The organism is Geodermatophilus sp. SYSU D00867, assembly GCF_054050315.1.
In genome coordinates, this window is sequence record NZ_JBJGZC010000002.1 from 115,320 (window position 1) to 139,688 (window position 24,369).

The 24,369-nt window shown below is 76.7% G+C and carries 20 protein-coding genes and 1 riboswitch; of the genes, 10 read left to right on the top strand and 10 right to left on the bottom strand.

Going from position 1 to position 24,369, the window contains the following annotated elements; translation table 11 throughout:
* The 3 genes from ACI8AK_RS02635 to ACI8AK_RS02645 are packed head-to-tail and all read right to left on the bottom strand — an operon-like array spanning position 1 to position 2,352.
* Positions 1 to 852, bottom strand: a complete 852-nt coding sequence (locus tag ACI8AK_RS02635) for a DUF222 domain-containing protein (RefSeq protein WP_456955039.1) — start codon at positions 850 to 852, stop codon at positions 1 to 3.
* Between the two features lie 11 nt (positions 853 to 863).
* On the bottom strand, positions 864 to 1,781 hold the full coding sequence (locus ACI8AK_RS02640) for a carbohydrate kinase family protein (protein WP_456955040.1): 918 nt from the start codon (positions 1,779 to 1,781) through the stop codon (positions 864 to 866).
* Positions 1,782 to 1,839: 58 nt separating this feature from the next.
* Positions 1,840 to 2,352, bottom strand: a complete 513-nt coding sequence (locus ACI8AK_RS02645) for a C40 family peptidase (protein WP_456955041.1) — start codon at positions 2,350 to 2,352, stop codon at positions 1,840 to 1,842.
* 33 nt (positions 2,353 to 2,385) lie between these two features.
* Positions 2,386 to 2,470: riboswitch (cyclic di-AMP (ydaO/yuaA leader) on the bottom strand.
* 401 nt (positions 2,471 to 2,871) lie between these two features.
* On the opposite strand from ACI8AK_RS02645, the gene ACI8AK_RS02650 reads away from it, so the two are divergent.
* The 3 genes from ACI8AK_RS02650 (at position 2,872) to ACI8AK_RS02660 (ending at position 4,085) form a co-directional block, all read left to right on the top strand.
* Positions 2,872 to 3,030: a hypothetical protein gene (locus ACI8AK_RS02650; protein WP_387988786.1), complete on the top strand. Its 159-nt coding sequence runs from the start codon at positions 2,872 to 2,874 to the stop codon at positions 3,028 to 3,030.
* 240 nt (positions 3,031 to 3,270) lie between these two features.
* Positions 3,271 to 3,759 (top strand): PASTA domain-containing protein, encoded by a 489-nt coding sequence (locus tag ACI8AK_RS02655; RefSeq protein ID WP_456949508.1) that lies wholly within the window; start codon positions 3,271 to 3,273, stop codon positions 3,757 to 3,759.
* A 122-nt stretch (positions 3,760 to 3,881) separates the two neighbouring features.
* Positions 3,882 to 4,085, top strand: a complete 204-nt coding sequence (locus tag ACI8AK_RS02660) for a hypothetical protein (protein ID WP_387988788.1) — start codon at positions 3,882 to 3,884, stop codon at positions 4,083 to 4,085.
* 57 nt (positions 4,086 to 4,142) lie between these two features.
* On the opposite strand, the gene ACI8AK_RS02665 is transcribed toward ACI8AK_RS02660, so the two are convergent.
* From ACI8AK_RS02665 to ACI8AK_RS02675, 3 genes are all read right to left on the bottom strand, one after another.
* On the bottom strand, positions 4,143 to 5,072 hold the full coding sequence (locus tag ACI8AK_RS02665) for a fumarylacetoacetate hydrolase family protein (RefSeq protein ID WP_456949509.1): 930 nt from the start codon (positions 5,070 to 5,072) through the stop codon (positions 4,143 to 4,145).
* A gap of 13 nt (positions 5,073 to 5,085) precedes the next feature.
* A complete protein-coding gene (locus ACI8AK_RS02670; RefSeq protein ID WP_456955042.1) occupies positions 5,086 to 6,015 on the bottom strand; it encodes an MBL fold metallo-hydrolase in 930 nt (309 codons plus the stop codon).
* A 109-nt stretch (positions 6,016 to 6,124) separates the two neighbouring features.
* Positions 6,125 to 7,303, bottom strand: a complete 1,179-nt coding sequence (locus ACI8AK_RS02675; protein ID WP_456955043.1) for an RtcB family protein — start codon at positions 7,301 to 7,303, stop codon at positions 6,125 to 6,127.
* A gap of 242 nt (positions 7,304 to 7,545) precedes the next feature.
* On the opposite strand from ACI8AK_RS02675, the gene ACI8AK_RS02680 reads away from it, so the two are divergent.
* The 3 genes from ACI8AK_RS02680 to ACI8AK_RS02690 all read left to right on the top strand — a co-directional run bounded on the left by ACI8AK_RS02680 (position 7,546) and on the right by ACI8AK_RS02690 (position 9,734).
* On the top strand, positions 7,546 to 7,977 hold the full coding sequence (locus ACI8AK_RS02680; protein WP_456955044.1) for an ester cyclase: 432 nt from the start codon (positions 7,546 to 7,548) through the stop codon (positions 7,975 to 7,977).
* Between the two features lie 88 nt (positions 7,978 to 8,065).
* Positions 8,066 to 9,034 carry a TIGR03557 family F420-dependent LLM class oxidoreductase gene (locus ACI8AK_RS02685; RefSeq protein ID WP_387988793.1) on the top strand — a complete coding sequence of 323 codons (969 nt, stop codon included), beginning with the start codon at positions 8,066 to 8,068 and terminating at the stop codon, positions 9,032 to 9,034.
* Between the two features lie 103 nt (positions 9,035 to 9,137).
* Complete coding sequence (locus tag ACI8AK_RS02690; protein ID WP_456955045.1) at positions 9,138 to 9,734, top strand: HD domain-containing protein; 597 nt, start codon at positions 9,138 to 9,140, stop codon at positions 9,732 to 9,734.
* A gap of 66 nt (positions 9,735 to 9,800) precedes the next feature.
* On the opposite strand, the gene ACI8AK_RS02695 is transcribed toward ACI8AK_RS02690, so the two are convergent.
* Complete coding sequence (locus ACI8AK_RS02695; RefSeq protein WP_456955046.1) at positions 9,801 to 10,229, bottom strand: ATP-binding protein; 429 nt, start codon at positions 10,227 to 10,229, stop codon at positions 9,801 to 9,803.
* Positions 10,230 to 10,296: 67 nt separating this feature from the next.
* Here ACI8AK_RS02695 and ACI8AK_RS02700 point away from each other — a divergent pair, with 67 nt between their 5' ends.
* Complete coding sequence (locus tag ACI8AK_RS02700) at positions 10,297 to 10,647, top strand: STAS domain-containing protein (RefSeq protein WP_387988796.1); 351 nt, start codon at positions 10,297 to 10,299, stop codon at positions 10,645 to 10,647.
* 11 nt (positions 10,648 to 10,658) lie between these two features.
* The gene (locus ACI8AK_RS02705; protein ID WP_456955047.1) at positions 10,659 to 12,884 is read left to right on the top strand and encodes a SpoIIE family protein phosphatase; all 2,226 of its coding nucleotides are present in this window, start codon (positions 10,659 to 10,661) and stop codon (positions 12,882 to 12,884) included.
* Here the strand turns inward: ACI8AK_RS02705 and ilvA are convergent.
* Positions 12,881 to 14,182, bottom strand: a complete 1,302-nt coding sequence (gene ilvA / locus ACI8AK_RS02710; RefSeq protein WP_456955048.1) for a threonine ammonia-lyase IlvA — start codon at positions 14,180 to 14,182, stop codon at positions 12,881 to 12,883. The genes ACI8AK_RS02705 and ilvA overlap by 4 nt on opposite strands.
* Positions 14,183 to 14,274: 92 nt before the next feature.
* Positions 14,275 to 20,295, bottom strand: a complete 6,021-nt coding sequence (locus ACI8AK_RS02715) for a DUF3320 domain-containing protein (RefSeq protein WP_456955049.1) — start codon at positions 20,293 to 20,295, stop codon at positions 14,275 to 14,277.
* A 153-nt stretch (positions 20,296 to 20,448) separates the two neighbouring features.
* On the opposite strand from ACI8AK_RS02715, the gene ACI8AK_RS02720 reads away from it, so the two are divergent.
* Together ACI8AK_RS02720 and ACI8AK_RS02725 are read left to right on the top strand one after the other, a co-directional pair.
* Positions 20,449 to 20,967: a hypothetical protein gene (locus tag ACI8AK_RS02720; RefSeq protein ID WP_456955050.1), complete on the top strand. Its 519-nt coding sequence runs from the start codon at positions 20,449 to 20,451 to the stop codon at positions 20,965 to 20,967.
* A 12-nt stretch (positions 20,968 to 20,979) separates the two neighbouring features.
* Entirely contained in the window at positions 20,980 to 21,438 is a 459-nt protein-coding gene (locus ACI8AK_RS02725) for an NUDIX domain-containing protein (RefSeq protein ID WP_456901843.1), read from the top strand.
* Between the two features lie 211 nt (positions 21,439 to 21,649).
* On the opposite strand, the gene ACI8AK_RS02730 is transcribed toward ACI8AK_RS02725, so the two are convergent.
* Positions 21,650 to 24,358: a GAP1-N2 domain-containing protein gene (locus ACI8AK_RS02730; RefSeq protein WP_456955051.1), complete on the bottom strand. Its 2,709-nt coding sequence runs from the start codon at positions 24,356 to 24,358 to the stop codon at positions 21,650 to 21,652.
* Positions 24,359 to 24,369: the final 11 nt, after the last annotated feature.

A 24,369-nucleotide genomic window follows, 5' to 3' on the forward strand; every position in this document is an offset into this window, starting at 1 on the left:
TCAGGCGGCAGGAGAGAGCAGTGGCGCCGGGGTGGTGATCTCGGTGCCGTCGGGGCGCCACGTGCGCCATCGGCCGGCCGGTCGTCGTTCCACCCGGAAGCCGTGGTGGACCTCGGTGTGGTGGCGCTCGCACAGCAGGGCTGCGTTGTCCAGGCTGGTGTCGCCGCCGTCGATCCAGTGGACCAGGTGGTGCACGTCGCACCACCACGTCGGGGCGCCGCAGCCGGTGGACACGCACCCGCCGTCGCGCAGCTCGGCGGCCTTGCGGAGGTGGCGGCTCATCAGCCGCTGCTCGCGGCCCAGGTCCAGCGGGGCGCCGTCGGGGCCGAACACCACCCGGGAGACGGCGCCGTCGCAGGCCAGCCACCGAGTCCGGGCGGCGGAGACGGTGGCGCCGAAACCCATCCGCCCGGCGTTGCGGCTGCCGGCCGGGTCGACCAGGTCGGCCAGGTCGATGACGACGGCGATCTGCGGCCTGTGGCCGCGCAGCGTGGGCAGCGACCCGTCGGCGTGCTTGGCCAGCGTCAGTGACCGGCCCTCGGTGGGGTCGGGCTCGGGCCCGTCGGGATCGAGGTCGTCGAGGTAGTGCTGCACGACCTGCACGAGGTCGGCGTGCGGCTGCTCGACCGCCACGCCGGTGAGCACCGCGTCGATGACGGCCAGGTCCACCCCGGCGGCCGCGGCGGTGAGGCGTTCGGGGGTCACCGCCTTCGCGGCGACGGCGACCTGCTCGGCGGACACCAGACCGGCGTCGTGGGCCTCGGCGAGGGCGGGCAGGTGGTCCAGCGCCCGGCCGCTGCGCACCAGTCGGGCAGCGGCGGCGTCGGAGAGCCGGCAGTGCCCGCGCAGCACGAACCCCCAGGTCAGGCGCCTGACGATGGCGGCTGACCGCCGACCACACCCGCCACCACAGCAGCTGCCGCGTGGCCGGTCCGGACGGCGTCCAGCACGGGCACGCCCGCGCGCCAGCCGGTCAGCAGCCCGGCCGCGAACGCGTCCCCGCAGCCCGTCGTGTCGCGCGGTCCACCCGCGGGCAGCGGCTCCACCGGGACCTCCACCGTGCCCGCCGCCGTGACGACCCGGGTCGGCCGGGCGCCGGCGTGCACCAGCACCAGCGGCGGCGCCCAGGCGGGCAGGGCGCCGTCCAGGCCCAGGGCCGCGGCCTCCGCGGCGTTGCAGCAGAGCACGTCCGGACGCAGCCCGGCGAGCAGCTCGACGTAGCCATCGGCACCGTGCCGCTCGATGCGGGCGGCCGCGGCGACGTCCGCGCTCACCGGCACCCCGAGGTCGTGCGCCGTGCCGGCCGCGGCCCGCACCGCGTCGGGGAAGCGCAGCAGGTCGTAGCCGTCGAGGTGGGCGACGGCGGCGCCGGCGAACCACTCCGGCCGGACGTCGGCCGGCTCCAGGCCGCCCTCGCCGCGGTCGGTCAGCACCGTGCGCTCGCCGTCGGGGTGCACGAGCACCGTCGACAGCGGCGCGCGCCCGCGGCGGACCACCGCGAGCTCGACGCCCCTCCGAGCGAGACCGGCCAGCAGCCCGTCGGCCAGCGGGTCGGCGCCGGCCCAGCCCGCGAACCGCGCCGGCGCACCCAGATGGGCCACGCCGGCGGTGACGTTGGCGGGGGCGCCGCCGGCCGTCGTCGTCCGCTCGACCCGCTGCTGGCCGCCGGCCACCAGCGGCGCGGACAGCTCGAGCAGCTGGTCGGCGACGAGCTTGCCCACCGCCACCACCGGCCCGGGGCCGGCCGGCCGCGGCCAGGCGGGATCGCCGGCGGACACCACCCGAGGACGGTTCGGTGCCCCCGGCCGGGCGAGCCGGCCGGGGACACCGTTCCGCGCGTCAGGCGACGCGGCGCGCGCCCACGTACTCCGGCATCGAGTCGAGGCTCACGACGGCCACCGGCTTGCCGGCGGTCGAGGCGTGGACCATCTGGCCGTTGCCGATGTACATGCCCACGTGCGACACGGGGCTGTAGAAGAACACCAGGTCGCCCGGCTGCAGGTCGGCCTTCACCACCGGGGTGCCGAACGTCGACTGGGCCTTCGAGGTGCGCGGGATCGAGACGCCCGCCGCCTGGTAGCTGTAGCTGGTCAGGCCCGAGCAGTCGAACGAGCTCGGGCCGGTGGCGCCGTACACGTACGGGTCACCGACCTGGGCCAGGGCGGTGTCGACGGCGGCCTGGGCCGCGCCGTTGGGAGCGGCCGCCGGTGCGGCGGCGACCGTCGCGGTACCCCCGTCGCCCGCGGCGGCCGACGCCGGGAGGGGTGAGAGGGCGATGCCGGCTCCGGCGAGGGCCGCGACGGCGATGCCGCGGAACGAACGACGGGCGGTGGACGTGCGTGCAGTCGTCATCGACGACGGTTCTCCTGTTCTCCGCGACCGCCTACCGGGTTAGCTGACGGGTTCGGGCGGAGGAGTCGCCCGGCGCGACGGCGCGCGCTTCACCCCAGTGCTCACGTGGGTCCCCGGTCCGGGCGCCGGCCGGTTGCCGGCCGCCTGGTTCGGCGTGTCCGGCGGGTGTCACACGGGAGGTGACTGAGGGCCGGCCGGACCGCGACGACGGTAGGGAGGGGTGTTGCAGCGTTCAACCGGATCGCGTCCGCGCCACGCCCGGACGCGAGTCGCGGACTTGACGCGGGCCGCGGATCCGAATCGCCCGTTCCACCAGCGCAGGAGTCGTCCTCTCCGCCGCTCGACCTCCGACACGCAGGCGCCGACACGCCGTGGCGGACGAGAAAGGACGCAGCGGTGCGCCCGCACAGCGCGTCAGCGGCCCACCACGACGGGAGCGGGAAACCCCGGGGATCGCGACGGTTGCGCCGCCCGTTGACGGGGCACCGGAACCAGCAGTCGAGAGGAGGGAGTCCCCCCATGGGCATGATGAGGAACCTGATCGCCTCGGGCGTCGCCGCCAAGGTCGTCCAGGAGCTCCGGAAGCCGCAGAACCAGGCCAAGATCAAGCAGTTCATCCGCGACTTCCAGGCCAAGAACGCGAAGGGCGGCAAGGGTCAGGCCGGTCGCGGCTACTGACCTGCGAGCGCGACCGCGGCCCCCGTCCCCCACCCGGGACGGGGGCCGCGGCGTGTCCGGGGGGACCGGCGGGGCGACCGGGGCACTTCGTGACCGTCCCGCTACGACGCCGTCCCGGATCTCCCGGACGGCGACCGCCGACCGTGTGAGGCTCCTGGCGTTCCTCTTGCGGCACCGGGTCGCAGCCCGGCTGTGGGGCGACCGGCGCACGCGCCGCTCTCGATCTCCACGGGGTGTCCCATGACCCAGCTCGCCTCTGCCGTCCGTCCGCTCCGCCGGCTCGCCGCCGTCCCGGTCCTGCTCTCCGTCGGCGTCCTCGCCTCCGGGTGCGGGAGCGACGAGACCGCGGCGGCGTCGGACGCGTCGACCTCCTCGGCCACCAGTGCGTCGGCCTCCGCGCCGGCTCCCGAGTCGACGCCGGCGCCCGCGCCGGTCCCGTCCACCACCGCCGCCCCGACCACCCCGGCCCCGACCACGCCGGCCGCGCCGGTGGTCGACTTCGCCATGCCGTCGGTGGTCGGGATGACCCTGCAGGACGCCCAGGACCTGATCCAGGCCAACGGCGTCCTCCTCAGCCTGTCCCACGACCTGCTCGGCACCCGCAACCAGGTGCTCGACGCCAACTGGAGGGTCTGCACGCAGAACGTCCCGGCCGGCCAGCGGGTCACCGGCGCGGCGGAGGGGACGATCGACCTCGGCGTCGTGAAGCTCGAGGAGAGCTGCCCCTGACCACCCGTCGCGGGGCGGACGCCGACCGCCCGAGCCGTGTCCGGGGCGCCGGGCCGGGTACCCCGTGCCCCGACCGGGGTGAGCCCAGCCGTCCGGTCGGAGCACGGCTGAGGAGGTCCGCGATGACCCAGGGTCCGCCGAACGGCGGCTCGGACGGCCGCACCGACGACCACGTGCTGCCCGGTGAGCACCCCGACGAGAACGGCGTCGCCGACGACGCTCCCGAACAGGGACCCCGCGCTGCCCAGGGACCCATGGGCAGCGGGGACCGCCCCGGCTTCCCCGGCGCCGCCGAGGGCACCGGGATGGGCCAGGCGGAGGACTGACCGGCGCGCGCCCGTGCTCCGGCTCCACCGTGGGGCGGAGCACGGGCACGCTCCGCCCTAGGCCCGCGCGGCCGTCGCGGGGGGACCCAGCGGCACCGGGTCGGGGCCGGCGACGATGCGTGCGGTCACCGTGCCGATCCGCTCGACCGTCACCGCGACCTCCACGCCCGGCCGCAGCCACGGGTGCTCCTCCTCGCCGTGCAGCGACCGCAGCTCCAGCAGGCACCCGGTGCCGACCGTGCCGCTGCCGACCACGTCACCGGGCCGCAGCTCGGTGCCCCGCGAGGCGTAGGCGAGCATCTGCCCGAACGACCAGTGGATGTCGGCCCAGCTGCCGCCGCCCTGCTCGACGCCGTCGACCGCGGCCGCCATCCGCAGCGCGTAGCCGGCGCCGGAGCGGTGCGGCTCGAGCTCGTCGGGCGTGACCAGCACCGGGCCGAGCGTCGTCGCGCCGTCCTTGCCCTTGGCCGGGCCGAGGCCGACCTGGGACTCCACGCCCTGCACGTCGCGGGCGCTCCAGTCGACGAACACCGTGTAGCCGGCGATCGCGGCCTCGGCCTGCTCCGGCGTGAGGTCCGACCCGCCCCGGCCGACGACCGCGGCGACCTCCACCTCGTAGTCGAACGCCGCCGAGCCGGGGGAGACGGGCACCGGCTCGCCGGTCCCGCGCACCGCCGCGGGGTTGGTGAAGTAGAAGACCGGCTGCTGGAACCAGACCGGCGAGACCTCCCGGCCGAACGCGGCGGCGGCGTTGCGCGCGTGCTGCTCGAAGGACAGGAAGTCGCGGACCGACGGCGGCCGCGGCACCGGCGCGCGCAGCACCAGCCCGTCCTCCGGCACCACCTCGGCCGGGGTGCGCTCCGCCGCCGCGGCGAGGTCGGGCAGCAGGTCGACCAGCGCGGCGTCGAACCCGTGCACCTCCCCGTCGCGCAGCAGCCCGGCCCGCTCCGCGCCGTCGGACGGCGAGACGTAGGTGACCCAGCGCATCAGCTCTCCTCCCTCACGCCCGGCAGCCGATGGGGCCGCCGTGGAACGCCACCATGTCCGGCCAGATGGCGGTCAGCGGCAGCCGCTCGCCCGGCGGCCGGCCGTCGAGCTCGGCGTAGGCGCGGTGCAGGTTGCCCACCAGCCGCTCGGACTCCTGCCACCCGGCGTAGGGGTTGTCCGCGTGCCGGCGGGCGGTCTCCAGCGGCGACCACCCGGCCGCGTGCCCCTCGCGCGCGGTGGCGTCGACGAAGGCGGCGTAGCCGGCGAGGTCGTCGAGCAGCCGGGGGACCTCGTCGCCGCGGCACACCGGGCCGTGCCCGGGCACCAGCACGTCGGGCTGCAGCGCGCGCAGCGCCTCCACCGCCCGCGGGTAGCGGGCGACGCTGCCCTCCGCGAGGAACGGCTGGCCGCCGGCGAAGGCGACGTCGCCGGCGAAGGCGACCCGCTGCGCCGGCAGCCACACGACGACGTCGCCGCGGGTGTGCGCAGGCCCCACCGCGTGCAGCTCCACCGCCCGCTCGCCGAGGTGCAGGGTCAGCGCGCCGGTGAACGTGAGGTCGGGCGGGCGCACCTCCAGGTGCCCGTAGTCCGGGCCGGTGAGCACCTGCGCGGCCAGCAGCCCGGCGGCGAGCTGGTCCTCCCTCGCGTGCACGTGCCCGACGACCGGGGTGTCGGCGGGGACCAGCCAGTTGCCGAAGGTGTGGTCGCCGTGGTGGTGGGTGTTCACCAGCGCCCGCAGCCGGCCCGGCGCCACCGACCCGACGGCGGCCAGGAGCGCGCGGTTGCGGGCCTCGGTCGAGGTGGTGTCCACCATCAGCCCCGTGCCGTCGTCGCCGGTGACGACGCCGGTGTTGTTGATCATCCAGCTGCCGTCGGGCTGCACGTAGGCGAAGACGCCCGGTGCCACCTTCTGCAGCGCGGCGGCCTCGATCGACGTCGTCACGCCGTCACTCTGCTGGAGCCCAGGTGGCACCGAAAGTCGGCAGGCTCCTCGCCCGGCGTGCTCGTGCTCTGCCCCCGACCGGGGGCAGAGCACGAGCGGGCGCGGGACCTCAGTCGCCCTTGACGTTCACCACCTGGCGCAGCGTGTGCCGGACCTCGACCAGGTCGGCGGCGTCGGCCATGACGACGTCGATGCTCTTGTACGCCTCGGGGTGCTCGTCGAGGAAGGCGTCCGAGCGGCCCCAGGCGATGCCGGTCATCCGCCGGTCGAGGTCGGCCCGGCTGAACCGCTTGCGCGCGGCCGACCGGGAGAACGCCCGCCCGGCACCGTGCGGCGCCGAGGTCAGCGACGCGGCGTCGCCCTTGCCGACGACGACGTAGGACGCCGCGCCCATCGACCCCGGGATGAGCCCCCACTGGCCCCGGCGCGCCGCGATCGCGCCCTTGCGGGACAGCCACACCCGGCGGCCGTAGTGGGTCTCCCGCTCGGTGTAGTTGTGGTGGCACTGGACCACCTGCTCGCGCCGGACCTCCTCGGTCAGGCCCTGTCCACTCATGAACCGGGACACCTGGTCGGCGACGCGGTCCATCATCTCCTCGCGGTTGAGCGCGGCGAACCGCTGCGCCCAGCGCAGTGCCTCGATGTACGCGTCGAACTCTGGCTCGCCCTCCTCCAGGTAGGCGAGGTCGCGGTCGGGGACGACGACGCCCCGGGCCCGGGTGCGCTCCTGCGCCACCCGGATGTGCTTCGACGCCAGCTTGTTGCCGACGCCTCGCGAGCCCGAGTGCAGGAACAGCCACACCCGGTCGGCCTCGTCGAGGGACACCTCGATGAAGTGGTTGCCCGAGCCGAGCGAGCCCAGCTGCAGCGGCCAGTCGCGCACGACGCCGTCGGCCTGGTCCGCGCCCGGGAGTGCGCGGAGCTCCTCGACCCGCGGCGCGGCCGTGTCGCGGAGCCTGCGGTTGTAGCGGCCGGCCGACAGCGGGATCGCCCGCGAGATCTGCTCGTGCAGCGTGGCCAGGTTGCGGCCGCGGACGTCGTCGCCGGTGAACTGGGTGCGCACGGCCATCATCCCGCAGCCGATGTCCACCCCGACCGCCGCCGGGATGATCGCCCCGTCGGTCGGGATGACCGAGCCGACGGTCGCGCCCAGACCCAGGTGGGCGTCGGGCATGAGCGCCACGTGCGGGTGGATGAACGGGAGCGAGGCGGTGCGCTCGGCCTGCTCGCGGGTCGCGTCCTCGAGGATCGACGCCCAGCTGAGCAGGCGTTCGCTGATCTCCTCCATCGTCCCTTCTCTTCTGTGGGTGCGGGGCCCGGTCCCCGCGGCGTCGTGGTGGGCCGGGGCAGTCAACGCGCTCGGCTCGCGCGCCGCGACCGCATTACCCGAGGACCCCGCGGCGGGGAACTCCCTCGGCTTCCGGGCGGCGCGGCACTAGCCTCGGCACCCTCGCGCGACCACCTCGCCGTGGCGCGCGGCGGCCCCCGTCCGCGCCGCGGTGCCCGTCCACCGACCGAGGGGAGACCGACATGACGACGACGCTGAGCGCCGCCGAGCTGGCCGAGCGCTACCTGCGCGGCTGGAACGACCACGACGGCGACGCGGTCGCGGCGACCTTCGCCGACGGCGGGACCTACGCCGACCCGACCCTCCCCGAGCCCCTGCCTAAGACAGCGATCGCGAGCTACGTCTCCGCCCTGGTCGCGGCCTTCCCCGACCTGGTCTTCGCCCTGGAGGACGTCTCGAGCGAGGGCTCGCGGGTGTATGCCCGTTGGCGCATGCAGGGCACCAACAGCGGCGTGGTGCCGGGGCTGCCGGCGCCGACCGAGCGCCGCTGCGACCTGCCGGGCATCGACGCGATCGAGGTCGGGCCGGACGGCATCACGCGCGTCGTCGGCTACTTCGACCAGAAGACGCTCCTCGAGCAACTCGGCATGCGGGTCGACGTCGTCCCCGGCTGAGCCGTGGGACCCCGGCGTGCCGTTTCCGTTCCGCGGGGCCCGGGCAGCCCTCGTGCGACCGCTGGACCCGACAGTGAGGACGCCCGCGATGCAGGTCGGACTGAAGCTCGCCACCGAGGCCTTCCCGCCCGAGGAGGTCGTCCGCCAGACGGTGCGGGCCGAGGAGGCGGGCTTCGACTTCGTCGAGATGAGCGACCACTACCACCCGTGGCTCGACGTCCAGGGGCACAGCGGCTTCACCTGGTCGATGCTCGGCGCGATGGCCGCGAAGACCGAGCGGATCGGCCTGGTCACCGGCGTGACCTGCCCGATCATCCGGTACCACCCGGCGGTCATCGCCCAGGCCGCGGCCACCGTGCAGATCCTCGCCGAGGGCCGGTTCACCCTCGGCATCGGCGCCGGTGAGCGGCTCAACGAGCACGTCGTCGGCACCGGCTGGCCGGCGGTGCACGTGCGGCACGAGATGCTCCGCGAGGCGCTGCAGATCATCCGGCAGCTCTGGCAGGGCGGCTACCAGACCTTCGAGGGCAGGTACCTGCAGCTCGAGGACGCCCGCGTGTTCGACCTGCCCGACGAGCTCCCGGTCATCGCGGTCGCCAGCGGCGGGCACAACGCGTCGGAGCTGGCCGCCCAGTACGGCGACGGGCTGTTCGCCACCGAGCCGCGCGAGGACCTCGTCGGCGCCTTCCGCGACGCCGGCGGCAAGGGCCCGCTCTACGCCGAGGTGCCGATGGCGTGGGCGCAGGACGAGCAGTCCGCCGTCGAGGAGGCGCTGAGGACCAGCCGCTGGGCGCTCACCGGCTGGAAGGTCATGAGCGAGCTGCCCAACCCGGTCAACTTCGACGCCGCCAGCCAGACGGTGAGGGAGGACGACATCCGGGGGCAGTTCTCCGTCGGGCCGGACCCGGAGAAGCACCTGCAGCAGGCGCAGCCCTACGTCGACGCGGGCTTCGACCACCTCGTCCTGCAGAACGTCGGCCCGGACCCCGACGGGTTCATCGACGCCTGCGCCGGCGGGCTCATCGAGCGGGTCAAGGAGCTCAAGCCCTCGGCGTGACGGCTCTCGTCAGGACACCGTCCCTGCCGGGTTCCGCAACGGACCTGCCAGGGTGCGCGGCGGGCGGGGGAGGAGCGGACGGACGGCGGCACACTCGCCGACCGTGACCGCCTCCCTCCCCGCCCTGCCCGACACCGCCGCCTGCCGCCTCGCGCGGGAGGTGGTGGAGCAGTTCAGCTCACCGGCGCTGGTGAACCACTGCCTGCGCTCCTACCTGTGGGCCGCCGACCACGCCGCCCGGCACGGCATCGCGTTCGACGAGGAGCTGCTGTTCGTCGCGGCGATGGTGCACGACATCGGGCTGGTGCCGGTCTTCGACAGCGCGACCGTGCCGTTCGAGGAGGCCGGCGGGGCGGTCGGCTGGGTGTTCGCCGCGGGGGCGGGCTGGCCGGCCGCGCGGCGGCGCCGGGTCGCGGAGGTCGTCGTCGCGCACATGGCGCCGGAGGTCGACGTCGCCGCCGACCCCGAGGGACACCTGCTGGAGCTGGCCACCGGCCTCGACATCTCCGGCCGCGACCCGGACACCTGGCCCGCCGGCCTGCGCGCCGCCGTCCTCGCGGAGTACCCGCGGCTGGGCCTCATCGGCGAGTTCGTCGCCTGCTTCGAGGACCAGGCCCGCCGCAAGCCGGACTCGCCGGCCGGCCGGTTCTCGGCGAACGGCTTCGCCGCCCGCGCCCGGGCCAACCCGCTCGACGGGTAGTCGCCCTCCGGCCCCCTGCAGGGGCCCGCCGCGAGCCTGCGAGCGGTGGGGGCAGGGGGTCCTTCGTCAGCTGCGGTCGAGCAGGCGCAGCGACGGGCGGCTGCTCAGCCGCTTCTCCAGGCTGACGCAGTGCCGGCCGTCGGGGTCGAGGCGGAAGTCCAGCCGGTCGACCAGCGCCTGCATGAGCGCGAGCCCCGCGCCGCGCTCGCCGTCGAGGCCGGCCCGGGTGGCCGCCTCCTCCGGGTCGAAGCCGGTGCCGTCGTCGACGACGGTGATCCGGCACAGCGCCCGGTCGATCTCCACCGACACCTGGTACTCGGCGTGGTCGCCGGCGTGCTGGACGACGTTCGCGCAGGCCTCGGTGAGCGCGAGCGTCGTCTCCTCGACGACGGCCCGCTCGATCCGCAGGTGCTCGAGCGCCTGCCGGCACAGGCCGCGGACGAAGGGCACGCTGTCCACGTCGACGGGCAGCCGGACGGTGAACGCGATGTCCATGCCGAGCCCCTCCCGTGACGGCGCGTACGCTCCTCGGGTCCGTTCCGGGTACCGAGGGAGCCTGATCGTGCTGTTCGCCGTCGACCGCGTGGCGGTGAACGGGCGGCCCGCGCTGAGGGTACGCGGTGAACTCGACATCGCCACGGTGGCGCTCCTCGCCGCGTACGTCGACGACGAGCTGGCCGCCCACCCGCGATCCCTGGTCATCGACCTGACCGCCACCGTCTTCATGGACTCCTCCGGGGCCCGGCAGCTGGTCCGTGCCGCCAAGCAGGCCGCCGCGGCCGGGACCGCGCTGCAGGTCGTCTGCCCGCGGGACAACCAGCCGGTGCGCCTGGTCATCGACCTGCTGGACCTGTCCCGCCTGGTGCCCGTCGTGGAGTCGGCGAGCCTGACCGACGGGGAGGTCGGGTCGTAGGGTCGGCCGCGATGAGCGCCGCCCCGACCCTCCCGTCCCCGGCTCCCGACCCGCTCCGCCGTGTGGTCGACGACGAGGCGCTCGCCCGCTGCGCCGAGGAGCCGATCGCCGTCCCCGGCGCGATCCAGCCGCACGGCGCGCTGCTCGCCGTCACCGAGCCCGACCTCGCCGTCGTCGTCGCCTCGGCCAACGCCGCCGCCGTCCTCGGCACCGACCCCACCGGCCGCACGCTGGCCGACCTGCTGACCCCCGCCGAGCTCGACCGGCTGCGGGCGGCGCTGGCCGCGGACCTCGTCGAGGCCGACCCGCTGCGGGTGGCGCCCGCCGGCACCGAGCTGGACCTGGTCCTGTCCCGCAGCGGCGACCTGCTGGTCACCGAGTGGGAGCCGGTCGCCGGCGCCGGGCAGGCCGGCGCGGCCTGGCACCGGCGGCTGCCGACCGTGCTGCAGCGGCTGTCCGCGCCGACGTCGCTGGAGGGGCTGACCGCCGTCCTGGCCCGCGAGGTGCGGGCGCTGACCGGCTTCGACCGGGTGATGGTCTACCGCTTCGACGCCGAGTGGAACGGCGAGGTGGTCGCCGAGGACCGGCGGGCGGACCTCGAGCCCTTCCTCGGCCTGCACTACCCGGCCGGTGACATCCCCGCCCAGGCCCGCGCCCTCTACGCCACCAACTGGATGCGGCTGATCCCCGACGCCACCTACACGCCGGTCCCGCTGGAGCCGCCGCTGGTGCCGGGGACGGGGCGGCCGCTGGACCTGTCCGGCGCGGTGCTGCGCAGCGTCTCGCCGGTGCACCTGGAGTACCTGGCCAACATGGGCGTCACCGCGTCGATGTCGGTGTCGCTCATCGACCGCGGGAAGCTCTGGGGACTCGTCGCCTGCCACGGCTACAGCGGCGCCCACCGCCCCTCCTACGCCGACCGCACCGCCGCGGAGTTCCTCGGCCGCACCGCCTCGCTGCTGCTGCACACCACCGTCGAGGCCGGCGAGCGCGACCGGGTGGTCGCCGTCGCGCAACGGGAGGCGGAGCTGGTGGCCGCGATCGGCCGCACGCCGCGCACGCCCGCGGCCGCGCTCGTGGACGGGGACCTCACCGCGCTGGACCTGCTGCCCGCCGCCGGCGCCGCGATCCGCCTCGACGGGCGGCTGCACCTGCTCGGGCGCACCCCGCCGGCCGACCGGGTCGCCGCCGCCGTCCCCGCGGTGCTGCGGGCCGGCGGCGCGACCGACCGGCTCACCCTCGCGTTGCCCGGCTTCGACGATCTCGCCGACGACGCCAGCGGCGTGCTCGCCGTCGAGGTCGGCGGCGGGCGCGGCGACTTCCTGGCCTGGTTCCGCCCCGAGACCCCACGCGAGGTCAGCTGGGGCGGTGACCCGCACACGTCGAAGGTCACCGACGGGCGGCTGTCCCCGCGCCGGTCGTTCGCCCGCTGGACCGAGACCGTGCGCGGCACCGCCCGCCCGTGGCGCGAGCACGAGGTCGCCGCCGCCCGCGCGCTGGCCGGCCACCTCGGCGAGGCGCGGCTCGCCCGCGCCGGCGAGGACGACCGGCTCTCGGCCGCGCTGCAGCGCACCCTGCTGCTGGAGGAGCTGCCCAAGGTGCCCGGCGTCGCGCTCGGCGCGCGGTACCGGCCGAGCGAGGCCGACGTCGTCGGCGGCGACTGGTACGACCTGGTGCCGCTGCCCAGCGGCCGGCTGGCCGTGGTGCTCGGCGACGTCGCCGGGCACGGCCTGACCGCCGCGTCGGTGACCGCCCAGCTGCGGCACGCGCTGCGCGCCGCGCTGCTGCGCGACGAGGGCCCGGCCGCGGCGCTGGCCGAGCTCAACCGCCTGGTCGCCGCGCTGCTGCCGGGGGAGATGGCGACCGCCCTCGTCGTCCAGCTCGACCCGGCCGGCGGCGCGCTGGCGCTGGCCAACGCCGGGCACCTGCCCGCCGTGCACGCGCACGACGGCGCCGCGCGGCTGGTCACCGACGGCCGCGGGCCGGCGCTCGGGCTCCTCGACGACGCCGACTTCCCCGAGGTGGAGCTGCGGCTGGACCCCGGCGACCGGCTGCTGCTCTACAGCGACGGGCTGGTCGAGCGGCGCGACCGCCCGCTGCCCGAGGGCCTGGAGGCGGTGCGCGCGACGGTGGCGGGCCTGGCCGGGGAGCCGCAGGAGGTCGTGGACGGCGTCGTCGCGGCGCTGGACCCCGCGGGCACCGACGACGTCACCGTGGTGGGGCTGGCCCGGGTCTAGCCGGGGGCGCCGCCGCGGACGAGGTAGCGGTAGGCCGGGGAGTCCGGCGCCAGGTGCTGGATGCGCAGCGGGTTCGCGGCGATCCGGTCGAGCAGGCCGGGCAGCGCGGAGGCGGTGCCGAGCTCGATGCCGGTGAGCGCGGCGCCGGTCTCCCGCTCGTCCCGCTTGACGTACTCGAACAGCACGATGTCGTCGTCGGGACCGAGCACGTCGTCGAGGAAGCGGCGCAGCGCGCCGGGCTCCTGGGGGAACTCCACGAGGAAGTAGTGCTTGAGCCCCTGGTGCACCAGGGAGCGCTCGATGACCTCGGCGTACCGGCTGACGTCGTTGTTGCCGCCGGACAGCACGCAGACCACCGTCTGCCCCGGCTCGACCCGCACGGTGCCGCCGGTGAGCGCGGCGGAGGCCAGCGCGCCCGCGGGCTCGGCGATGATCCCGTCGACCTGGTACAGGTCGAGCATCTCGGTGCAGACCCGGCCCTCGGGGACGGCGACCAGCTCGGCGCCGCAGTCGCGCACCAGCGGGTGGGTGACCGCCCCGGCCCGCCGGACCGCGGCGCCGTCGACGAAGGTGTCGATCTCCGCCAGCTCGACCGGCCGCCCGGCGGCCAGGGCCGCGGCCATGCTCGCCGCGCCCGCCGGCTCCACCCCGACCACCCGAGTGCCGGGGGCGGCCTGCGCGAGCCAGGTGCCGCAGCCGGCCAGCAGCCCGCCCCCGCCGAGCGGCAGGACGACGACGTCGGGCGCGCGGCCGCCGAGCTGGTCGAGCACCTCCACCGCGACGGTCGCCTGCCCGACGACGACCGGCCAGGCGTCGAACGCCGGGACCAGCGTGGCGCCGGTCGTGCGGGCGTGCGCCGCGGCGGCGGCCGCGGCGTCGTCGTAGGTGTCGCCGGTGACGACGAGCTCGACGGTGTCCCCGCCGAGGGCCTGGATGCGGGCGCGCTTCTGCCGCGGCGTCGTGCCGGGGACGAAGACCGCGCCGCGCACGCCGAGCGCCCGGCAGGCGTACGCGACGCCCTGGCCGTGGTTGCCGGCGCTCGCGCAGACCACGCCGGCGGCGCGGGCGGCGTCGTCGAGGCGGCTGATCGTGTTGTACGCGCCGCGGACCTTGTACGAGCGGCCGACCTGCAGGTCCTCCCGCTTGAGCCACACGTCGGCGCCGGTGAGTGCGGAGAGCCGCTCGTTGCGCTGCAGCGGCGTGCGCTCGGCGACCCCGGCCAGCCGCCCGACGGCGTCGCGCACGTCGGCGGCGAAGTCCCGGATCGCGGTCGCCTCGGTCGTCCCGGCGGTGCTCACGGTGCTCCATCCTCCCCGCAGCCGGGGGGCTCCTGCGGACGGTCGTGCTCTGCCTGCACCTGGGTGCAGAGCACGACCGCGTGGCGGAGAGGTCAGCGGGCGGTGAGCCGGCCGTCGTCGCCGGCGGTGACCCGCCCGGCGGCGGTGACGCGGGCCAGCGCCCGGGCCAGCAGCGGCGCCAGCGACGGCGTGCGGCGGCGGTAGCCGAACACCTCGCCGGTGCGCAGGAACAGCTCGTCCTGGGTCAGGCCGTCGGACGCGCGGCACAGGGCGACCATCGCGTTGCCGACCTCCTGCACCGGCACCTGCTCGAGCGGGCGCGCGGTGCTGGTGGCCTGGCGGCGGAACGCGGTCCAGGTCTCCCGGTCCAGCGTCCCGGGCCAGACGACGTCGCCGTCGAGCGAGCCCTCGGGCAGCAGGGCCAGCAGCGCGTCGCGGCGGGCCTCGCTCACCCGGGTCAGCCCGAACGCGCCGGCGGCCAGCCGCGCGAGGCGGTCGCGGTGCACCGGCCCCTCCGCCTTGACCCCGGCGGTCAGGACGCGCCGCACGAGCCGGGCGTTGCGCGGGTCGGCCAGGTCGTCGAGGACCTTGCGGTCGCCCGCGGGCCTGGGCGCCCACGCGCGGAACCGCAGCTCCTGCGCGGGCTCCTCGACGGGGTCGGGGACGACGGTCAGCGGCACCGGGGTCACCGGCGTCGTCACCACCGGGGCCTCGACCGGCGCGTGCCGCGGCACCGGCAGCGCGGTGACCGCGGCCGACACCATCGAGCGCAGCGTCGGCAGCCCGCGGGACTCCGGCTCGGGGTCGGGCTGCGGCCCGGTCTCCCGCTCCGGCTCGGCGACGGGGAGCTCGACGACGGGGGCGGGGACGTCGTCCACCACGGTGAGGGCGGCGGCCGGGGGAGCGGGTGCCGGCTCGGGGACCGCGGCCACCGCCGCGACCAGGCGGTCGAGGACGGCGTCGCGGTCGCGCAGCCACGAGGGCAGCCACACCCGCTCGACGACGGGCCAGCCGAGCATCCCGGACAGCACCTCGACAGGGAGGCCGTCGCGGTCGCCGACGGTGCGGCGGCGCGCCCACTCGGGGCCGTCGAGCAGCACCGCCATGACCGGGCTGTCCGGCGTGGCGGCCCGGGCCACGGACAGGTCGACGCGGAACTCCGACAGGCCGACGTCGGTGCGCACCGCCAGCCCGCGCCCGCGCAGCGCCGCGGCGATCTCCTCGCGGTGCCGGTCGGGCACCGACGGCCGCCGGGCCTCGCGGGGCAGCGCGTCGGTGCCGAGCGCCGCCAGGTCGAGGTAGGCGCGCAGGTGCTTGATGCCCAGCGACGACGTCTGCTCCGCGCGCAGCGCCGACGGGTCGAAGGAGGAGAAGACGACGACCTGCCGCCGGGCGCGGGTGATCGCCACGTTGAGCCGGCGCTCGCCGCCCACCCGGTTGAGCGGGCCGAAGTTCAGCGGCAGCACGCCGCGGTCGTCGGGGCTGAAGCCGGTGGAGAACAGCACGACGTCGCGCTCGTCGCCCTGCACGTTCTCCAGGTTCTTGACGAACAGGCCCTCGCCGTCGGTGCGGTCCAGCGCCTCGGCCAGCCGCTCGTCGCCGGCGTCGCGCAGCAGCGACTCGATGTAGGCCCGCTGCTGGGTGTTGAAGGTGACCACGCCGATCGACGGCACCGCTGTGGCATCCCCGCCCGTACCCGCGTCGAACCGGCGGCGGACCTCGGCGACGACGGCCTTGGCCTCCATCGGGTTGGTGCGCAGCAGCCGGCCGGCGCCGGCGCGGTGGAAGGTGCCCTGCACGCGGACCAGCGAGATGCCGCGGCCGTCGACGTCGGGCGAGGGCCGCCCGTGGGTGGGCGCCGGGAACGACGACAGCCGGTTCTCGTAGTAGTGCGCGTTGCTGAACGCGATCAGCGACTCGTCCTGGCTGCGGTAGTGCCAGGACAGCCAGTGCCGCGGCACCCGCGCCTGCACGCACTCGGAGAGGATCGACTCCTCGTCCTCGACGGCGGTGCCGAGCAGCTCGGCGAGCTCGTCGTCGAGGACGGACACCGGCTCGGCGAACGACGTCGGCGGCATCTGCTCGCTGTCCCCGACGACCACGGCGGCCTTGGCCCGGCCGAGCGCGCCGACGGCGTCGGCGACGCGGATCTGCGAGGCCTCGTCGAAGACCACCAGGTCGAACAGCCCGGCCCGCGCGGGGAAGAACCGCGCCACCGAGTCGGGGCTGACCAGCACGCACGGCACGACCGCGGTGACCAGGTCGCCGTACTCGGCCAGCAGCGCGCGCACGCCCAGGCCCCGGCGGGAGCGGCCGAGCTCGCGCTGCAGGGCGCCGAGCCGGTCGTCGGCGGTGCCGTCAGGGGCGAGGCCGAGGTCCCGGCCGGCCAGCACCTCGGCCGGCAGCGCGGCGGCCAGGTGCCGGCGCACCGCGCGGGAGGCGGCGGTGAAGCGGGTGATCGCCTTGCCGTGCGCGGCCTCGTCGAAGCCGTCCAGCCCGGTGGCGGCGCGGCGCTCGGCCGACGACGCGGCGGCCAGGCCGTGCTCGAACGCGCGCGGGGCGTCCTCGGCGGGCAGCCGGCCCGACACCAGCGCGGCGCGGGCCTCGGTGAGCCCGGCGGCGCGCAGCGGCTCGAGGGTGTCGAGGAACTCCGCCCAGCGGCGCAGCGAGATCAGCCCGCTGTGCTCGACGCCGCGCTCGGGCCGGGTCATCGCCCAGCGCAGCACCACGCCGTCGTCACCGCACCAGGCGGCCAGCGCGGCCGGGGTGCTGGAGCAGACCCGCAGCAGCGCGTCGAGCCCGTCGCGCAGCCGGACGACGGCGGCGGCCGCGGCGGCGTCCGGCCCGGGCCCGGCGACGACGTAGCGGCGCAGCGCGACGGCGAACTCGCGGGCGCTGTCGACGACCGCGCCGGCGCGGCGCAGCCAGGCGACCTGCCCGTCGAGCAGCGTGGGCTCCAGCAGCGGGTTCCACCCGGGCGGCACCGACAGCCCGGGGATGACCGAGGCGCGGGCGGCGATCCCGGTGGCGGCGGTCTGCAGCCGCCACAGCGAGGCGGTGAGCTCGGCGACGTCGCGGAGCTTGACCGTCACACCCGGGCGCAGCACCGGCGCGAGCTGCGCGCGCACCGCGCGCAGCCCCTGCCGGCGGGCCCACCAGCGGGCGGCCTGCGCGGTCTGGGCGGCGACGTAGAGGTCGGCCAGCGGCAGCGCCAGCGCCTCCGGGGTCGCGAGCTCCAGCCCCGGGTGGACCGCGGAGGTGAACGCGGCGACCTCGCCGAGCACCGTCGTCGTCGCGGTCGTCCAGCGCTCGGTGGGCACCTCGTCGAGGACGTCCATGCCGATCGTGGAGCCCACCGCCGGACCGGACAGCAGGTGGGCGAGGTCGTCGAGGTCGCCGGGGGTGCGCACCTCGCGCAGCGCCCGCGCCAGGTGCTCCTCGGCCGGCAGCGCCCGCATGGCGGCGTCGACCTCGGCGGCGGCGGCCTGGGCGGCGCGCAGGTCGACCCGCGCGGTGTCGACGAACGCCCACGGGTGCCGCGGCGAGGGGCGGACCAGGTCGGCGACGTCGGGCAGCAGCGCCAGCGCGCGGCGCACCTCGGCCAGCGTCGCCGCGGGCGCGGCGGCGGCGAAGGCCTGCGGCACCGGCAGCTGCGGGACGTCGTCGCCGAGCGCGAGCTGCGCCGTCCGCGCGGAGTAGTACGACAGCCCGGCCGCGTTCGGCGCGTGCAGCCTGTCGGCGTAGCGGGCCAGCGTGCGGCGGGCGGCGCGCAGGTCGTCGCCGTCGGCGGCCAGGCCCTGCTCGTCGACGGCGACGGCGTGGTCCAGCGCCGCGCGCACCCGGGCGCGGACCTCGGCGGCGCGGGCGCCCCGGTCGTGCAGGTCGAGGGCGAACGGGCCCATGCCGACCGCCTCGAGCCGCCGGGCGACGACGTCGAGCGCGGCCCGCTTCTCGGCGACGAACAGCACCCGCTTGCCGTCGGCGACCGCGCGGGTGAGCAGGTTGGTGATGGTCTGCGACTTGCCGGTGCCGGGCGGGCCCTCCAGCACGAACGTGCGCCCGGCGACGCCCTCGGCCACCGCGCGCAGCTGCGAGGCGTCGGCGGGGACGGGGCAGCGGGCGGCCAGCTCGTCGAGGTCGACGTCGGCGGCCGCGGCCGGCACCGGGTCGGCGAACGCCTCGGTCGGGGCGTGCACGAGGTGGTGCACCAGCGGGTTGGCGGTGAGCTCGGCCCAGTGCTCGTCGAGGTCGCGCCACAGCCGGTACTTGGCGAACTGCAGGACGGCGAGGTCGGCCGTCGCCTCGACGCGGAACGGCAGCCCGGCGTCGGCCAGCGCCTGGCGGACGGCGGTCAGCGCGGTGTCGACGTCGATGCCCTCGCCGTCCAGCCCCGGCACGGTCAGGCCGTGCACCTGGCGCAGCTTCTCCAGCAGGCACCAGTTGGGGCTGGCGGCGGAGGACTCGTCGGCGCTGAGCCGGTAGGCGCCGGTGCGGCCCGCGGGGGAGAGGACCACCGGCAGCAGCACCAGCGGCGAGCGCAGCGCCCGGCCGTCGAGCTCCCAGGCCAGGCTGCCGATCGCGACGTGGAGGTTGTTGGCGCCGGTCTCCTCGCGGACCGTCCGCGCCCGGTGCGCCAGCCCGCGCAGCCGGGGCAGGTAGCCGCCCTCGGTGACGTCGGCGTGCACCGCGCGGCGGTCCACCAGCGTCTCGCCGAGCAGGCCGACCGGCAGCTCGCGGGCCGAGCGCACGCCGCGCTCGACGTGCACGGCGGCCAGCCGGTCGCTGGGCAGCAGGGTGAGGGCGTCGTCACCGGTGAGCAGGTCGGCGAGGCCGGCGAGGTAGGCGTCGGGGACGACCAGCGGCAGGCCGGCGCCCTCGGTGTAGTTGATCAGCCGGTTGCGCAGGCTGAGGTCGAGCAGGGCGTTCTTCCACTGCTGCACCCGCGGCGGCACGCCGGGGCGGCCGCCGGCGACCGGGGCGGCGTGCCGGCCGGCCGGGCGGGCGGCGGGGTCGTGCTCGGCCGCGCGGTACTCGATGACCTGCACCGAGCCGTCCGGGCCGCGGGTGCGGGCGGGCAGCGGCAGGATGCCGTCGCGGCGGGCGCGGTGGACGTCGGTGACGCCGACGACGCGGTCCAGGGGGCCGGGCAGCCAGGCGTCGTAGGCGGCCCGGTGCAGCCGGTCGGCGTCGGGCTCCTCGGCGCTGCGGCTGGTCAGCAGCGTCGTCTCCACCAGCCGCACCAGGCCGAGGTCGACCAGGTTGACCAGCGGCGCGACGTCGGTGGTCGCCGCGCTCTCCGCGGTGCGCTCCTCGCGCCAGTAGCCGAGGAAGGCGTGCCCCTCGGCCACCCACAGCAGCGGCCGCACGCCGGCGGCCTCGAGCGCGGCGGCGAGCACGACGACGGTGTCCAGGCACGTGCCCACCCGGCCGTCGAGCACGTCGCCGGGGGTGCGCACCTTCTGGCCGATGTCGGCCCAGCTGGCCGGGGGCTCGCTGTAGCGGATGCCGCGGGCGCGCACGGCCGCGGCGATCGCGGCGACGATCTCGTCGACCCGCTCGGGACCGGCCTGGTAGCCCTGCACCGACGGGTCGTCGGTGCGCTCCTCGAGCACCGCGGCGGCCTCGGCCAGCAGCGCGGTCACCGCGGGGTGGTTGGGCAGGACGTGCGCGGCGAGCATCTCCAGCGCCAGCGGCACCGGGGTGGCCAGCCACTGGCTGGCGGCGAGCACCTGCACCGGGACGGCGGTGCCGGCGACGTCCACGCCGTCGACGGCGACGTCGATCTCGATCGACCCGGGCCGCTGCTCCTCGATCTGCAGCATCGCGGCGGGGTCCATGACCAGGCCGACGTCGCTGAGCACGGTCGTGGTGCCGGCGTCGAGGTCGACCAGCAGCTCGACCGGGCTGCCGATGGGGCCCTCGGCGTCCTGGACGCCCAGGCGCACGGTGGCGCCGCGGACCGCCGCGCCGTGGTTGGTGAACGCCAGCCGCGACACGACCGGCACCCGGTTGTGCGCGAGGGCGTAGGAGAGCACCGGCGTGCTGGTGGCCGAGATCGCCACGGCAGCCCGGACCCCGTCGTGCGGATGCGGGCGGGTGTCCGTGGTGCTCATGGCGTCCTGTCTACCGGCCCGGACGGACCGGTCCGGTCATCCGCGTGGAGCGTCTGGGGCGGGTGTGACGGGAGCGCCGAGACGTTGCCGGGCGGGCACGGGGGAGCGGGTCGGTGGCCGGAACCGGGTCGTCCCGTCCGTACGTTCGGCCGGGTGCGCACCGCTCCCGAGCCCCCGCCCGACGGCCCGTCCGGCGGTCTGCTGGACGGGCTCTCCGACGGGCTCGACACGGACCGGCTGCCCACCTCCTCGCGGCACCGGGCGGCGCGGCCGCCGTCGCGCCGGCGGTGGCTCGCGGTGCTCGGTGCACTCGCGGTGCTGCTCGCCGTCAGCGGCCTGGCGGTACTGGTCGCGCCGGCCGTGAGCGGGACGGCGGTGGACGCGGCGCCGCCCGTCGTGCGGACGGCCGCGCCGAGCGTCCCCGTCGCGCGCCCCGCGTCGCCGCACCCGTCGTCGGCCGCGCCCCCGCCGTCCCCGACCTCCCCGGCCGCCGCCCCGGAGGGAGTCGCCGGGGTGCCGGCCGCCGTCCCGGCGGCGACGCCCGCTCCGACGACGGCCGCGCCCGTCCCGACCGCGGAGCCCCCGGTCCCCTGCGACGACCCGCCGGGCCGGGGCCAGGACGGCCGCGGCAACGGCCGCGGCAACGGCGACCGGGGACCGCGCTGCCCGTGACAGGCTGAGCCGGTGCCGAGACGGAGCGCGGGGGTCCTGCTGTACCGGCGCGCGCCGCACGTGGAGGTGCTGCTCGGCCACATGGGCGGGCCGTTCTGGGCGAGGAAGGACGACGGCGCCTGGTCGTTCCCGAAGGGCGAGTACGCCGACGGCGAGGACCCGCTCGCGGTCGCGCACCGCGAGTTCGAGGAGGAGCTCGGCAGCCCGGTGCCGGCGACGTCGCTGGTGCCGCTCGGTGAGCTGCGGACCAGCGGCAAGGTCCTCACCGTGTGGGCCGGCGAGGGCGATCTCGACGCGGACGCCGCCGTCAGCAACACGTTCACGATCGAGTGGCCGCCGCGGTCGGGGCGGCTGCAGGAGTTCCCCGAGATCGACCGCGCCGCCTGGTTCGGCGTCGACGAGGCGCGGGCCAAGCTGGTGAAGGGCCAGGTGCCCTACCTCGACCGGCTGCTGGACCTGCTCGCCGGCTGACCCTCGCGCCGCTCGTCGACCTGCTGCTGCCTCCGGCCCGCCGAGGCAGCAGCAGGTCGACACCCGGCGACGGGACGGCGGTCGCCCGCGCTCGTTCCGCTCGACCGGATCCGCCAGGGCGATCGGGAGACCACCTGCGGCTCCCACCGCACCGGCCCGGCCGTCCCGGGCCGCCACGTCGCCTGGACGACGGGGCCGCGCACGGGGGCGCTCACCGCGCTCGCGGGACCGGTGACGGACGCGGCTTCGACCCGGCCAGCCGGCGTGCCCAGGTGAGGGCGTCCTCCCGCCAGGCGTCATCGCGCTTCCCCCCGTCGGAGAACGTCCCCGACGGCTTGCGCGGCGCCTGCTCGGTCAGGACCCGGACCAGGTCCTCGATGCCGATCCGCGGGTCGCCGCGGAGCAGCAACCGGCCGGCGATCGTCTCGGCCCAGACGGTGTTCCGCTCCTCGCCCTTCTCCGTCAGCCAGCCGGCCGCCCAGTCCTCGCGCAGCCACCAGCGTGCCCGCGCTCCGCGGCAGAGCAGGTGGGCGGCGAGGAGGGTGCGCGAGCCGGGATCGGTCTGCTCGGCGTCGAGCCGGGCCCAGCCGTCGCCCCAGGGCATGGCGTCCTCCCACGTGGCCTGTGGCAGCTTCTCCATCGGCAGCACGCGGACGTCGACGCGCAGCAGCGCCTCGGCGACCGGGATCCACGCCGACCGGGGCGCGCCGAGCCGTTGCGGCTCGGTGAGCAGGTGCAGGAGCTGGGCCCTGTCGGTGACGAGCACCTCACCGGGAGGGATGGCAGCCGCCGAGGGCGCGGCCGGGTGCCCGGCCACGGTGACCGGCGTCCCGCCCGTGGGGACCGACGTGGCGGCCGGCTCCTCGAAGCGCCGGTGCCGCTCCACCACGTGCTCGACGTTGCGGGGCACCACCTCGCGTTCGTGCAGGCGCACGGCCGCCGCACGGGTCTCCGGTGAGGGAGGGGTGCGCTGCAGGACGGTGGCGAGCGCGACGGCGAACGGCACCTCGCCCGGTATCGCGTCCATGAGGACGGTCGCGGTGGGGACGTCGAGCGAGTTGCGCGGATACGCGTCGTCGGCAGCCCGACTGGCCCAGCGGTCGATGGCAGTGCCGTCGTTGACCGCGCCCGAACGCACGGTGCCGAGGAAGGCCGCGGCCCGCTCCAGCGGCGTGACGTCCCGGTCCCGGCGCACGTACAGCCGGTAGGCGGCGCGTTCCCACTCGACCGGTCCCGTCCTGCGCAGCGCCTCGGCCGTCAGCTCCCCGGCCGGCAGCGAGAGCGATCCGAGCCACTCGTGCGTGGCCGCCGACAGGTTCTCGCCGGGCAGCTCGATGCCGTGCTCCAGCTGTGGTGTCGCGGCCAGTTCCCGGGTCAGCGATTCCCACAGCCAGGAGGGCACCGGCGGCCAGCCGCGGCGGACCGGATCGGCCGCCGGTTCGACCAGCCTGGGCACCACCAGTTCGCGGGCCAGTTCGACCGCCCGCAGCCGCAGCTCCAGGGGACTGGAGACGTGGTCCATCACGGCGGCGACCGCCAGGAGCGCCCCGACCGGGTCGTCGGCCTGCGGTACACGGCCGAGCGCGTCGGCGACGGCACCGCCGAGATCCGTCCGGAGCGCCGGAGCGACCTCGATCGGCCGCTGCGGCAGCGTGTGCGCGAGCCGCTCGAAGTCCGCCGGCGTCTCGAGTGCGGCGAGGACCGGACGCAGCACCGCCCGCTGCGCCATCGGGCTGTCGGGATCGGACGTGAGGCGCTCGCGGATGCGGGCGGCGGCGTCGGAGCCGGGGGCGGCGTGCCGCTCCACGCACTCCAGGACCCGCTCGAGGACCTCCTCGGCGTCCACGCGCGCCGGCCAGTGCGCGGCGGCCACCTCCGCGGCGTCCGAGCCGAAGAACTCCGCCAGGTCGTCGTCGAGCAGGACCGCGGCACCCAGGGCCCACATCGGCCGGTCGGCGGTCGAGTTCCCCACCGCGGCGGCCAGGGCCTCCACCTGGTCGGTCACCACCGGCAGGAACTCGGCGCTGATGACCGACTCGGCCAGCCGCGCCCAGGGCCCCGCCGTCAGGGGAGCGCCGTCGTGGAGGGTCCAGCGCCCCAGGCCCGCGCGCACCGGCTTCTCGTCGTCGCGGAGCACGGTGAACCGGCTGCCCGGCAGGGCCGCGGCGGCCGCGGCGTCGGCCGCCGGCACACCGACGACGGCGAACCGCCAGCCGGTGGCCGTGCGGGGATCCCGAAGCCGCTCGTAGGTGCTGAACGGCAGCCGCCACGCCGACGTGGGCAGCAGGAGCCGCCCGGCCAGGTGCAGCCAGGTGGCCACCGAGGAGAACGACCCGTCACCGACGACGACCAGCGGGCCGGCGCCACCCAGGAACCGCTCGACCGCGGCGAGCACGAGCTCGCGCTGGTCCGGGTGGGCGCGGGTGAAGGCCTCCAGGGCGGCGTCGTCGAGCGGGCCGCGGGTGAGGTCGCGCAGGTGCTCGTCGAGCAGGGTCTCCTCGGCCGCCTGGGCGCCCAGCGGCCGCTGCCACAGGGCGGCGTCCCACAGGTCGGCGGGGCGCAGGGGACGGTCCCGCCCGTCCGCCAGCCCGTCGCCGGAGACGACCAGCCCGTGGGCGAAGGTGTTCGGCCGCCCCGAGTAGTCCGGCCCGGCCGCCACGATGGAGCTCAGGCAGGCCAGCGGCTCGGGCCCGTCGAGCACGTCCAGCCGCAGGCAGTGCGGCAGCGCGTCGACGTCGGCCTTCGAGGCCAGCTCCGGCAGCGGCGGCGGCACGAACCCGCCGACGTTGCGGGCCGCCGCCCGGATGACGTCGTCGGACACCGGCCCGACCTTGGAGATGGCCGACACCTTCCAGCCGGCGCCGGTGTCGAAGGGACCGGGCCGGCGGGAGGCCGTGTACGTGAACTGCGCGCGCAGCATCCCCGTTCCCC

Excerpts from the sequence above, each read along its gene's own strand:
- ACI8AK_RS02645 (WP_456955041.1), bottom strand. The coding sequence starts at position 2,352 with ATGACGACTGCACGCACGTCCACCGCCCGTCGTTCGTTCCGCGGCATC.
- ACI8AK_RS02650 (WP_387988786.1), top strand. The coding sequence starts at position 2,872 with ATGGGCATGATGAGGAACCTGATCGCCTCGGGCGTCGCCGCCAAGGTC.
- ACI8AK_RS02655 (WP_456949508.1), top strand. The coding sequence starts at position 3,271 with ATGACCCAGCTCGCCTCTGCCGTCCGTCCGCTCCGCCGGCTCGCCGCC.
- ACI8AK_RS02660 (WP_387988788.1), top strand. The coding sequence starts at position 3,882 with ATGACCCAGGGTCCGCCGAACGGCGGCTCGGACGGCCGCACCGACGAC.
- ACI8AK_RS02665 (WP_456949509.1), bottom strand. The coding sequence starts at position 5,072 with ATGCGCTGGGTCACCTACGTCTCGCCGTCCGACGGCGCGGAGCGGGCC.
- ACI8AK_RS02675 (WP_456955043.1), bottom strand. The coding sequence starts at position 7,303 with ATGGAGGAGATCAGCGAACGCCTGCTCAGCTGGGCGTCGATCCTCGAG.
- ACI8AK_RS02680 (WP_456955044.1), top strand. The coding sequence starts at position 7,546 with ATGACGACGACGCTGAGCGCCGCCGAGCTGGCCGAGCGCTACCTGCGC.
- ACI8AK_RS02685 (WP_387988793.1), top strand. The coding sequence starts at position 8,066 with ATGCAGGTCGGACTGAAGCTCGCCACCGAGGCCTTCCCGCCCGAGGAG.
- ACI8AK_RS02695 (WP_456955046.1), bottom strand. The coding sequence starts at position 10,229 with ATGGACATCGCGTTCACCGTCCGGCTGCCCGTCGACGTGGACAGCGTG.
- ACI8AK_RS02705 (WP_456955047.1), top strand. The coding sequence starts at position 10,659 with ATGAGCGCCGCCCCGACCCTCCCGTCCCCGGCTCCCGACCCGCTCCGC.
- ACI8AK_RS02715 (WP_456955049.1), bottom strand. The coding sequence starts at position 20,295 with ATGAGCACCACGGACACCCGCCCGCATCCGCACGACGGGGTCCGGGCT.
- ACI8AK_RS02730 (WP_456955051.1), bottom strand. The coding sequence starts at position 24,358 with ATGCTGCGCGCGCAGTTCACGTACACGGCCTCCCGCCGGCCCGGTCCC.